The following is a 12,381-nucleotide window of genomic DNA, read 5'->3' on the forward strand; positions in this document are numbered from 1 at the left end:
TCAGTTGACGGGTTCGAGCGCCGGCACGGGAACGGCGGTCTGGATGAGCTGGTTGGGGTGGCCGCGCCGGACCAGGACGCCGCGACCGGGCGGGCGCTGGGCGGCGCGTTCGTCGCCGAGGATGACGCCTTCGCGGTGGTCGCCGGAGAGCACGATGCCGCCGCAGCCCATGTCGCGGATGCGGCTGGCGAGCTGGTCGGACATGCCGGAGCGGACCATGCCGGCGACCCGGCGGGCGAGGACGAGGTGCAGGCCGACCTCGCGGGCCTGCGGGACGAACGGTATGAGCGGGGCGAGCACCGCCTGCGGGCCGCCGGCGAGCAGGTCGTAGTCGTCGACGACGACGTAGATTTCCGTGCCTTCCCACCAGTCGCGGGCTTTGAGCTGGGCGGGGGTGATGCCGGGCGGCGGGATCCGTTCCTTGAGTTTGTCGACGACGCTCTGGACGTAGACCCGTGCACTGTCGGCGTCACCGGCGTACGCGCCGAGGTGGTCGGGTCCCACGGCGTCCATGAGCGAGTGGCGGTAGTCGAAGAGGACCACCCGCATGTCGTACGGGGAAAGGCGTTCGGTGAGCCCGGTCAGCCACGTACGCAAGAAGGTGCTCTTGCCGGACCCGGCGTCGCCGTAGATGAGGAAGTGCGGGTCGCCGGTGGTGAGGTCGAGTCCGACGGTGCGCAGGTCGTTCTCGGCGACGCCGATCGGCACGGTCTCGGGGGTGGCGGCGGCCAGGGCGGGAAGCTCGGTGACGCTGATGCGCTGTGGCAGCAGCCGGATCGGGGGTGCCGAAGGACCGGTCCAGTGCTCGGCGATCCGGGCGATGACGTCCTCCTGGGCTTCGCGCAGCCCGTCCGCGGAGTCGACGCCGTCGAGGCGGGGCAGCACGAGCTGGAAGTAGATGCCCGGTGCGCTGATGCCTCGGCCCGGCACCCCGGCGGGCACCCGGGCGGCGATGCGGCGGTTGACGTCGGATTCGCTGGGGTCGTTGAGGCGCAGCTCCATGCGGGTGCCGATGCTGTCGCGCAGGGCGGGACGGATGTCGTTCCAGCGCCCGGAGGTGAGCACCAGGTGCACTCCGGCGCCCAGGCCGCGCGCGGCGATCTCGTTGACCGCAGCTTCGGCGCCCTCGAACTCGGTGCGCAGCGCACCCCAGTTGTCGATCATCAGGAAGACGTGCGGGGCGCCGAGGTCAGCGAAGGTCTCGATGCCCTTGGCGCGCATGGTGCGTTCCCGTTCGACGATCAGTGCGCGCATCTCGGCGAAGGTGCGGCTGACCAGATCGGGTTCGGCGCGACCAGCGACGGTGCCGACGTGCGGTGCCGCCGCGTACGGGTGAAGTGTCCCGCCGCCGAAGTCGATGCAGTAGAACCGCATCTCCTCGGGGGTGTGGGTGAGCATTCCGGCGAGCATGATCGTGCGCAGGAGTGAGCTGCGCCCGGTCCGTGGTGCGCCGACGGCGGCGAGGTGCCCGTGAGTGCCGCCGAAGTCCATGACCAGCGTTTCCTGGTCCTGTTTGACTGGCAGGTCGAGCAGGCCGATCGGCACGGCGAGGCGCCCGGACAGCGGCCAGACGTGGGCGGAGTAGCCGCGTTCCTCCTGGACGGAGGGCCGGCCGATCAGGTGGTCGAGGGCGAGCGCGGCGGGCAGCGGCGGCAGCCACACCTGGTGCGCGGGGCTGGTGACCGAGGTCAGCCGGTCCACCAGGATCTTCAGCTCGGTCGGGCCGGGCCGGGCGGTGAGCTGCGACTCGTCGGGTTCCTGCACGTTCGAGGTGTAGGTGCGCAGGTCGAACGGCAGCAGCGCGCCGTCGCCGCGGCCGGCGCTGAACCGTTCCTCCGCGCTGACATAGGGGGCGGAGACGTGGGCGACGCGGAATCGCTGGTAGATCGACTCGTCCACTTTCAGGTACGCCGAGCCGGGGATCGGGGGGAGTTTGTACGCGTCGGTGGTGCCGATGACCGTTCGGCTCTCGGCGGCGCTGAAGGTGCGCAGGCAGATCCGGTAGGACAGGTGTGAGTCCAGTCCGCGCAGCTTGCCCTCCTCGAGCCGTTGGGTGGCCATGAGCAGGTGCATGCCGAGGCTGCGGCCGACCCGGCCGATCTGGACGAACAGCTCGGCGAACTCGGGGCGCCCGGAGAGTAGCTCGCCGAACTCGTCGACCACGATGAGCAGCGTGGGCAGCGGTTCGAGCGGGGTGCCGTCGGGTGCGGCGGCGCCGGCTGCGCGGCGAATCTGGTATTCGCGGACGGTGTCGACGTTGCCGGCGTCACGCAGGATCCGCTGACGGCGCTGCTGTTCGCCCATCAGGGCGGCGAGCACCCGGTCGATCATGGCGGCGTCGTCGGCGAGGTTGGTGATCAGCCCGGAGACGTGGGGCAGGCCCTGCAGCGGCGCGAACGCGGCGCCGCCCTTGAAGTCGATGAGGACGAAGCTGAGAAGCTCCGGCGAGTGGGTCAGCGCGAGGCCGGTCACCAGCGTACGCAGCAACTCGCTCTTGCCGGAGCCGGTGGCGCCGACGATCAGACCGTGCGGCCCGGACCCGCCCTGCGCGGATTCCTTGATGTCAAGCACGACGGTCTGGCCGTCGCCGTCGACCCCGATCGGCGCGCGCAGCATCCGCGGGTCGCCGGCGGTGACCCATCGGCTGGTGACGTCGCCGCGACCGGGGTCGGTGCCGAGGATCATCTCGCTGAGCGAGCGGGTGCGGGTAAGGACCTGTTCGCGTTCGTCGCTGAGCCGCAGCGGCGCGAGGTTGCGCGCGATGAGCTCGGCCAGCAACGGCGACACGTCGTCGGGCCGGCAGCGCAGCGCCGGGGTGACGACCAGATCGCGGCGTCCTTCGGTGACCACGTGGCCGGCGTCGTCGAAGCGGATCCGCAGGTCGACCCGGCTGGGTTCGTCCAGCTCCCGCTCGCCGCAAAAGATCAGAGTGAGGCCGAGCTGGGGTCCGGCCCCGGCGAGCAGGGCGGCCATCAGGTCGGAGCGGCCCCATTCGGAGAACGGCGCGAATCCGGTGAAGAGCACGACCAACCGCCGCTGCTTGGCGGCGGGGCGATCGCCACTGAACCCATTACGCCGGGTGGTCTGCAGTTCGGTGCGCTGGGTGAGTTCGGCCTGCAGGAAGGTGGTCAGGACGTCGGGGCCCTCGGCGACCAGCGACACCGATCCGCTGTCACTGCGGGCGTCCGGCTCGAAGGTGTGCGGCAACCACTTGGTCCACTCCCAGTGTTCAGAGCTGGCGGTCTCGACCACCAGGGTGACGTCGTCGGGGGCGTGCAGGACGGCGATCTGGCACAGCAGGGCTCGGGTGAGCAGGTCGGTGCGGGCCGGGTCGCCGACGACGCTGATGACTCCGGCGTTCCCGACGTCGATGATCATCGGCTGGTTGTCGAGGTGGCCCATCCGGTCGATGAGCCGGTGCGCCGCCTGCATGGAGTCCCAGTCGTAGTCGCCCAGCGGATCCATCTTGGGGTCGAGCTCGATCGGGGTGGCCAGCCGTACGGCCCCGTGCCCGATCCGGACCCGCAGGAAGTCGGCGTCGTCCTGGCGTCGTTCCCACACGCGGTGCCGGTTGATGCTGATTGACCAGAGCCGCTGCGGGTCGGGGTTGGCGAGCGCCGCGACAGTCCGCTGGGCCTGGGCGACCTCGCGGGCCTGGTCGCGGGCCAGCGCGAGGTGGCGGCGGTAGCGGATGCGCTGCTTGCGCGCGGTGCGGCCGGTGGAGCTGCGCTGCTGCATCCGCATCGCGATGACCGCGCCGGCGGAGGTCACGAAGAAGAGCACACCGATGATGATCAGCGCCGGTTTGCCGAACGTGATCATGTACGCGGCCATGCCGACGCTGCTCAGCAGCGGCAGAATCAGCGTCCACGCGGAGTTCGCCTGGTTGTCGTTGGGCGGTTCCGGCGGGCTGGGCAGGGTCACCGTCTGCTCCGGCAGCTGCGGCAACAGCATCCGGGCGGGGCGGTGGAAGGCCAGGCGGCTCATCAGGCTCCTCAGCCTCGGACGTCGAAGTCGACGTCGGTCAGGTCGGCGGCTTCCAGCGTGCTGAGCTGTTCGTCGGTGGGATCGTCAAGGGTGCTGATGCGCCCGGCGTGCTGCTCGGTCATCGCCTGGAAGACCTTGCGCGCGTACCGGCCGTTGCCGAAGCCTTCGCCGCGGTCGATGGTGGCGAAGAACTCGGCCAGTCGGTCCTGGGCGCCGTCGGAGAGCCGATAGTCGTGGTCCTTGGCCTGTTTCGCGACGATCCGTGCCATGTCGACCTCGGAGTAGTCGTCGAAGGTCAGGGTGCGCGAGAACCGGGACGACAGGCCCGGGTTGGCGGCGATGAAGTGACGCATCAGGTCGGGGTAGCCGGCCACGATGACGACGACCTCCTCGCGGTGGTCCTCCATGAGCTTGACCAGCGTGGAAATCGCCTCGCGGCCGAAGTCGCTGCCCTGTCCCTCGGGCACCAGCGCGTACGCCTCGTCGATGAACAGCACCCCGCCGAGCGCTCGCTCGAACGCGGCCTGGGTCTTGGGTGCGGTGTGCCCGACGTACTCGCCGACGAGCATGCCGCGGTCGACCTCGACGAGGTGGCCGCTGCCGAGCATGCCCAGCGCGGCGAGCAGTTGACCGTAGAGCCGGGCGACGGTCGTCTTGCCGGTGCCGGGGTTGCCGGCGAACACCAGGTGCCGGGACATCGGCGGGGGTGCCAGGCCGGCCTCGCGGCGCCGTTTCACCAGGTGCATCAGTTTGACCATCGTCCCGACGTCCTGCTTGACCCGGGTGAGCCCGATCAGCTCGTCGAGTTGGTCGAGCAGCGGCTGCAGCTCGACGGTGTCGGGCTGGAGCGCGGAGCTGGCCGCCGAGGTGGCGACCGTCGCCGGGGCAGCGCCCGCCGCCGGAACGGCGACCGAGGGCCAGCGCGCCGCGCCGACCCCCGAGCTGTGACATTCGGTGAAGGTCGCCGACGCCCGGTCGCCCTGGCTGACGTCCTCGTCCGTTTCGCGTACGGCACACCGGTGGAACGCCGGGTCGGCGTCGTCGCCGATGTATATGGCGGGATATCCGGTACGCGAGAACGTCGAGTCGGCGATGCTGCCGTGGGCGCCCGCTCCGAAATAGATGCCGTTCTTCTTCGTGTCGGTGACCGTCAGTCGCCGCACTGACGGGCGCGCGCCGGTCCAGACAGCTATCCCGCTGCCACCGATCTCGGCGACCTCGCAGTCGTCGAGCATCGGCTCGGCGTCGACATCGATGAAGATGCCGGCGGCGCCGCAGCCGCGTACGGCGGTGCGCGTGATCGCCGGCGCGGCACCGGCCGCGATCTCCACTCCGGTCTGGGCGATGTCGCGGATGACGCAGTCCTGCAGCAGCGGCCGGTGCGGGGTGTCGACCCGTACACCGGTGTGGCACCTGGCCACGGTCAGCCCGCGCAGCTGGGCGTCGGCGGTCTCGTCGATCTGGATGCCGCCCAGCTCGGCCCGCTCGACCCGGCCGCCGCGCACGTGCAGGATCGCCGCACCGGAGGCGCGCACGCCCAGCTCGGAGGTGCCCTCGACGGTGACGTCGAGCAGGGTGACCGCCGCCGCGCCGGTCAGGTGCACGGCGGTGAATCCGCAGTTGGTCACGGCGCTGTCGCGCATCAGCAGCCGGCTGGCGCCGACCGCGAAGACGCCGTTGGCGGCAGCGGTGCTCAGCGCGCCGCCGGTCCAGCGAACCTCGGCGTCGTCGAGTAGGGCGAGCCCGGTCTGCACGCTGTCGGTCACTGTGGAATTGCGTACGCCCAGCCGGCTGTGCTGGGTTGCCAGCACCCCGGAGGTGCCGGCCCGGTTGACGGTGGTGTCCACCAGCAGCGCGCCGGACGTGCCGCCGGTGACGAACCCGGCCCCGCCGGTGCGGCTGATCTCGCAGTCACGCACGACGACGCCGGTGCCCTCCGGCGGCTCGGCGATCTCGTGGTCGTCGGCTCGGCCGGGCCGCACGGACGCCCACCAGGCGCGGTCGCCGGGCAGGTTGCCGAGCACGCGGACGCCGTCGCCGCCGACGTCGTGCACCTGGCTGCCGGACAGGCGCAGCACGCTGGCGTCGCGGACCTCGATGCCGGCGTCGGCGGCTCCGCCGATGTCGCAACCGGTGAGCACGGCCGAGGCGGTCCCAGCGAGGCGGACCGCGACCCCCGGGGTGTCGGTGAGCACGGTGTCGGTGAGGGTGAGCACGGCCGACCCGGTAGCGGCCACCGCGGCTCCCGTGACCCGCAGCCGTTCGGCGTCGAGCCTGGCCCCGTCGGCCACGCCCACCGCGACGTCCTGGGCGCCGTCCACCGAGCAGCCGGTCAGCCGCGCCGTGGCACGGCCGGTGAGCTGCACCGACCCGGCGGCGACACGGCTGTCCTCCAGGTTCAGGTGTCCGGAGGTGACTGTGACATCGCCGCGGATCGTCAGGCCGCGCGCGGTGACCGTGCCGGCGCGCACCATCATGGCGGGCCCTTCGGCCGCGACCAGCTCGACCAGACCGTCCACGTTCTCGGCCATGACGGTGACCGTGCCGTCCAACACGAGGCACTCGCGGTAGGTGCCGGCCGCCACCGCCACGACAGTGCCCGGCTTGGCGGCGCGCACGGCCGCACCGATCGTGCGGTGCCGGCTCCATGCCCGGGTGGAGACCCGTTCGATCTTGGCCGCAGCCACCTCAGGACGCACAGTTCGCCCGCACCTGGGCCAGGACGATCCGCGCCTGCTTTGCCCCGGAGGCGTCCTTCGCGTCGAGCCGCACGGCGATCTGGTTGCGGTGCACCGGGAAGGTCCCGACGCCGACCCAGGTCCCGGCGGCCTTGCGCTGGTCGACAGTGAAGTTGGCGTACGGCGTGCCGGAGGTCCCGGTGGTGATCGTGTATTTGACGCCGTCGGCGAGTGTGGTTCCGGGCACCGCCGGCACGTAGACGCCGACCTGGCAGGAGGTGATGCGCTCGCCGGTGCTGAACGACCATGTCGCCGTCTGCGGCTGGGTCTGCTCCGCGGTGGGCAGGGGCAGCGTCTGGAACGTGCCGCGGCAGCCGTCCTGCTTCCAGCCGCCGGTGCCGATCGTCCGCCACTGCGCTGTGCGGCCCTGGGCGTCGAACCCGCGGTCGGCACGCGCCTCGCAGTCCCAGCCGGCGACCCCGGTGAAGCCCGCGACCGGCGGGGCCGAGCTGGCCGGTGCCTTGCCCTTGAAAGCCGCCTTCTGGGCGGGGCTCATCGGCTTGACCAGGTGCCAGAACACCCCGACGACGACGGCGCCCACCGCTACCAGCGCGGTCACGGTGATCAGCGTCGGCAGCCGGACGGTCCTCCGCTCACTCGCCGGGCGCTCGGCCGCGTGTTCGACGAAGGCCCGGACGAACTGGCCGCGCCGGCTGAGCTCCTCGGACGCCCGGTGCTCGACGTCCGGCCCGGCCGGATGTTCAGTTCTCGTTGCCCCAGTCATGCTGCTCCGCGCTCGGCTTGCCGGTGTGTAGCTGACCCGGATCATCGCGCACGCTGCGGGGACGCGGCCAAGCCCCGCGAACAGGGGACATGTGCCGGTCCACCCGCGTGGCAGGGTCAAGCAGCGAAGGCTCCAACGGCTGGCGTACCAGCCCGCGCAGTGACGCGCAATGGAGTGGAGCCATTACCGAAGGTAATGGCTCCACTCCATTGCCAATACGCCTCGCACCCCGTTGGCACTCACCCCGAGTCGAGGCGTCGTGCCACCGCGCGTGTCCTCTGGTGCGTGCTGAACTTCCGCGTCACAGGCGTCACACGATGGAGATCGACCGCACCTGGGTGTTGCCCTTGGTGTCGACGTACACCTTGTAATCGCCGACGGTGTAAGTGCCAGCAGCGTTGTTGTTGATGGTGAACGTGCCCGTCACAGCAGACTCGCTGCCGTCGATGCGGGTCTGCTTCACCGTGATGGTCAACTCGTTGGTGTTGCCCTTCAGCTTCTTGACCACGGCCGACGGCTTCGCGTCGACGGCCGCGTTGGCGACAGTCACGTAGACGGCGTCGGGTGACGAGAACTCCGCGTTCTTCTGCCCATCACCGAACACGAAGAAGCCCCGCTGTTCGACGGCGCCGCGCCCCGGGAACGGATCCGGGTTCGAGGCGAGGTACGTCGGGTTGAGCTTGTACAGGTCCGTCTTGGAATCCGCGAGGACGGGCTTCACCCCGGCGTACGGCGCATCGGTGATCGCGAGGTTGACCGACAGGTAGATGGCGTTGGGGTTGGTGGCCGAGATGCGCGAGGAGAAGTACTTGTCCGCGCTCTGCCCCGCGGGAACGGCCAGCGGCACAACCGCACCGCCGACGAGGATGTTGAACTGGAAGCCGCCGTAGCCTCCGGCGACGAACTTCGCCCAAGCCGCGTCCGACATGTGGTCGGAGCGCTCCACCTTGAACTCCAGACGCATCGGCGCCACGTACGAGTTGTTCAGGTACTCGGCGTCGTTCAGGGGCAGGTAGACCCCTCCCGGCTCGTGGCCCAGTGCGAAGGCCGCCTGCGTCGGGGCCGTGTTGCCGCGCCCGTTCCACATCGGGATGTTGAACGAGGTGGCGCCGAGCAGGGCCTGGTTGCCCAACTGGTTCGCGCCGACAGCTGGCGACGCGTCCTTGTAGGTTCCGATCGTGACGTCGAGCAGGTCGAGGTCCGCACGGTCGGCGTTCAGCCCTGGCATGTCCGCCCACATGAACTTGGCGCCGGCGGGCCCGGAGTAGCGGGCCATCTCCAACATGCCGTCGGCCATGATCTTGGTCATCTGCACTGCCGAGTCGACCTTCATCCGCTCGTTGGCCGTGTGCCACCAGCGCTCGTTACCCGGGATGACGGCGCCGAAGGCAGTCATCTTGTTGCGGAAGTTGCTGGCCAGCGTGCCACCGGTGGTGCCCTGTGGGTACACCACGTCCCGGAGGGAATACGGATCCGCGAACTCCTGCGGGCTGTGGTCGATGGAGGCCTGGTAGCTCCCGAACTGAAGAGCCGTCAGCGGGTTGTCGTGAGTGACGTACAACCCGGCGCCGATGGGCGAGCCAAGGCTGCCGATGGTGAACCCCTTCGACTGGAAGGCGTCCGTGACCGCCGCCGTCGCCTGGCCGGAGTCAGCCGCGTTGAGGTGCATGCTGCGCACGTACATCGGCATGCTGAGGCTGCCGGAGGCGTCCGTGTAGAAGCGCGTCGGGGTCTCTGAATTGATGTTTCCCATGAGGGCGAAGGTCAGGTTCGGCGTGCCGTTGCTCGCGTTGCGCAACAGATTCGCCGGGATGCCCATGTACTTCCCGATGTAGGCCTCGCCTTCGACACCGTCGCGGAAGAACAGGTCGGCGATGCCGTCGGCGGCCTTCTTCAACTGCATGTCGGCGGCCGTGTCTCCCAAGGAGCCGAGCCCCTTGGAGAGGAGGAACATCCCCCACACGACGGCGTTCTTGCCGTACTGCGGGGTCGGCATCTCCATCGCCACATTGGTGTTGATCTCCAGCGTCAGCGAGTCGCCGCTGATCGTGGTCTGAACCTTGGGCGTGGTGCCGGAAGCCGCCGGGAGCCAACCCTTCGTGGTCGCGGCGGCGACGATCGCCGACACGAACCGGTCGCGCTCGGCGGAGCCGGCCCCCGCCACATCGAGGGTGAAGATCGTCCGCGAGGCGATCTGCGTGGTGCTGCCGTAGGCGATGTCCTTGAGCGTCGGGTCGCCTTCGCGCAGTGTGACGCCAGCCGTGGCATCCGTCAGCCGGAAGGCCTTGGCGCTGTCCGCGGACAAGCTCATCGACACCGCCGGGGTCACCGATCCGGAGTTGCCGACGATGACCGGGAACCGCGAGTCGGAGGTGTAGGCCGCGATCGGGGTTTCTTCCCGATTGAGGTTCTTGTAGGCCCAGTTGTCGTAGAAGCTCGGGTTCGAGTTGTACGGGATGGACTGGAAATTGGCGGTGTTCGCCGCCGTGGGCGTGCCGGGACCGCCGTCTTCGTAGACTCCCATGACGATGCGGATGCGTCGGTCGAGGGGCAACCCCGCCTTGAGCAGCGCCTTGGCCGCGAGCAGCGTCGCCAGCGTCGGACCGCTGTCGTCCTGAATGCCCGCCCCGTAGACCCAGCCGTCCTGGACATAGGGCGAGTGGTAGGCACCAGGAGTGCCGAGGTTGCCGTCGGCGTCCCGCCAGCGCGCCAGCTGCGCCGGCGAAACGGAAGACGTCGGCGAGTCGAGGTGACTCAACGCCATGACCATTTCCGGGGCGTCCGGGTCACCGATCTCCGCGTAGACGTACTTGTCGGCTTGGCGTTGGACGACCACCGGGAAACCCAGGTCAGTGGCAAGCTTGACCACCCAGGCGAGCTTGGCGACCTTGCGGTCGTACTCGTTCTGGTTGGCTTCGGTGTTGCTGACCGGGAAGGGGTACTCCGTCGCGGCCGTGCCGCCCCGGGAGATGGAGTCGTAGCTCGACCCGTCGAGCATCGCCCCGACCAGACTGAGCGGGTTGTAGGTGCCGTCCCCCGCCCGCGCGCTGCTGACGCGTCCAGCCAACGCCTCGACTTCCGCGTGGATCGCGTCGCGCTCGGCGTCGGTCACCGACAGGTCGTAGGTGACACTCGGCTGGAAGCGCTTTTCGCCGGAGCTGCTCGGGGACGCGCTTGCCGGGGGCGCAACGGTCGCCACGAGGGTCACGGCGAGCAGGACGGACAAGGTTAAAGTCGGTCTATCTCTCATGGAAACTCCAGAACAGGGGGAAGATCAGTAGCGACAGCACACACCAGCCGTGCCGCCAGTGGCCCTCCGAGTGGGATATCTTGAGGATCATCTGAGAATCCGCCGGTGCCGTCAGCACAGCCGCAGCCGTGGCCCGCCTCGCGTACGGCCTCCATCAGGCCGGCATAGCCAGACCGCCGGCGCGAGGACGCCCCCACCGAGCCGCTTGACGAGTGGCTGACCTCGTCGAGCTCACACTGGGTCTGGCAGGTCGATGAGCGCGAGCTTGGCCGGGTCGTTCACAGCGGTGATCTCGGTGATGTGGCCATCGGCGACGGTGAAGGCGAGCAGGGACAGCGGGGTACCGTTCTCGTCCCAGGAGACAACGCCGGGGCGGCCGTTGACGGTCGCTGCGTGTCCTCGTGCAGCACCGCCCCCTACTTGGGCGCGGGTGGCGACATTGGTGGCTCCGAGCGTGACGAACTGGCCGTCCTGGGTGTGGACGGTGAACTTCACGTCGGGGTGGAGAACCTCCAGCAGCCGCTCGAACTGGCCCTCACGGGCCGCGGCCAAGAACGCCTCGACCACCTCACGTTGCTGCTGTCGATCGCTCGCGGACTGCCTGGCGGCCTGCACCTTCTGGCGGGCGCGGCTGGTCAGCATCTTGGTCGCGTCGGTGGACCTGCCGAGGATGGTGCCGATCTCCCCATGGGGAACGGCGAACACGTCGTGCAGCACGAACGCCAGGCGCTCGTCGGGGCGCAGCGAGTCCAGGACCGTCATCAGCGCCAGGCCCACCGAGTCACCCAACGCCACAAGCTCTTCCGCAGCCGGACCATCGTCGAGCGTCACGGCGAATTCGGGCAGATGGTCGTCGAGTGGGACTGTGGGGCGCGTGCGGCCCGAGCGTAGGAGATCAAGGCTGATGCGGCCGACCACGGTGGTCAGCCAGCCGCCGAGGTTGTGGATGGTGTCGGTGTCTTGGCGGGAGAGACGCAGCCACGCCTCCTGGACCGCGTCGTCGGCGTCGGCATGCGAGCCGAGTACGCGGTAGGCGACGGCTGTGAGCCGGCCGCGGTGCGCCTCGAAGGCCTCGGCGATCGGGTCGGCGGGATGGTTGCCGGACATGGTGTTACCTCCCTGGAAGCTGCTCCGTCATAGGGGTGACGGGCACCAGCCCCGCGAGGTAACCCCGAGCAAGGAGAGCATCCTGCCATGCAGAACCGACTGAAGAACAAGAACACCATCAACCCCGACGTGTGGAAGGCGGTCGGGCACCTGCAGAAGGCGATTGCCGCCGGGGGCGTCGACCCGAAGCTGCTCGCGCTGGTCCATCTGCGCGCCAGCCAGATCAACAGCTGCTCGGCGTGCGTCTACGCCAGTGTCGCCGGTGGAAAGAAGGCCGGTGATACCGACGAGCGGCTGCACAACGTAGCGGCGTGGCGTGAGGCGCCGTTTTACACCGATGCGGAGCGCGCGGCACTGGCGCTGGCCGAGGCCGCCACCCGGCTGCAGGACGGCGCACAGGGAGTCACCGACGAGATCTGGGAAGAGGTGAACACCCATTTCACTGAGGAGCAGATCGGTGCGATCAACCTGGAGATCGCACTGACCAACTTCTTCAACCGGATCAACCGCACCATCAAGGAACCGGCCGGCCAGACCTGGGGCTGAGCCTCGGGCATGAGCGCATGCGCAGGGCC

General features: G+C 69.6%; 6 protein-coding genes. 1 reads left to right on the forward strand and 5 read right to left on the reverse strand.

What is annotated here, in order from left to right; translation table 11 throughout:
* The 5 genes from eccCa to FBZ33_RS19385 form a co-directional block, all read right to left on the reverse strand.
* A complete protein-coding gene (gene eccCa, locus FBZ33_RS19365) occupies positions 1-3,987 on the reverse strand; it encodes a type VII secretion protein EccCa (protein WP_141910150.1) in 3,987 nt (1,328 codons plus the stop codon).
* 8 nt (positions 3,988-3,995) lie between these two features.
* Entirely contained in the window at positions 3,996-6,686 is a 2,691-nt protein-coding gene (locus FBZ33_RS19370; protein WP_141910151.1) for a right-handed parallel beta-helix repeat-containing protein, read from the reverse strand.
* Positions 6,676-7,449 (reverse strand): hypothetical protein, encoded by a 774-nt coding sequence (locus FBZ33_RS19375; RefSeq protein ID WP_088949091.1) that lies wholly within the window; start codon positions 7,447-7,449, stop codon positions 6,676-6,678. Before FBZ33_RS19375 ends, FBZ33_RS19370 begins: the two co-directional genes overlap by 11 nt.
* A gap of 310 nt (positions 7,450-7,759) precedes the next feature.
* Complete coding sequence (locus tag FBZ33_RS19380; RefSeq protein WP_185755344.1) at positions 7,760-10,675, reverse strand: M20/M25/M40 family metallo-hydrolase; 2,916 nt, start codon at positions 10,673-10,675, stop codon at positions 7,760-7,762.
* A gap of 255 nt (positions 10,676-10,930) precedes the next feature.
* Complete coding sequence (locus FBZ33_RS19385) at positions 10,931-11,806, reverse strand: sigma-70 family RNA polymerase sigma factor (protein WP_141910153.1); 876 nt, start codon at positions 11,804-11,806, stop codon at positions 10,931-10,933.
* Positions 11,807-11,893: 87 nt separating this feature from the next.
* Here FBZ33_RS19385 and FBZ33_RS19390 point away from each other — a divergent pair, with 87 nt between their 5' ends.
* Positions 11,894-12,352 (forward strand): carboxymuconolactone decarboxylase family protein, encoded by a 459-nt coding sequence (locus FBZ33_RS19390; protein WP_141910154.1) that lies wholly within the window; start codon positions 11,894-11,896, stop codon positions 12,350-12,352.
* Positions 12,353-12,381: the final 29 nt, after the last annotated feature.

This window comes from Micromonospora sp. A202 (assembly GCF_006715105.1).
Taxonomy (GTDB): Bacteria; Actinomycetota; Actinomycetes; order Mycobacteriales; family Micromonosporaceae; genus Micromonospora; species Micromonospora zamorensis.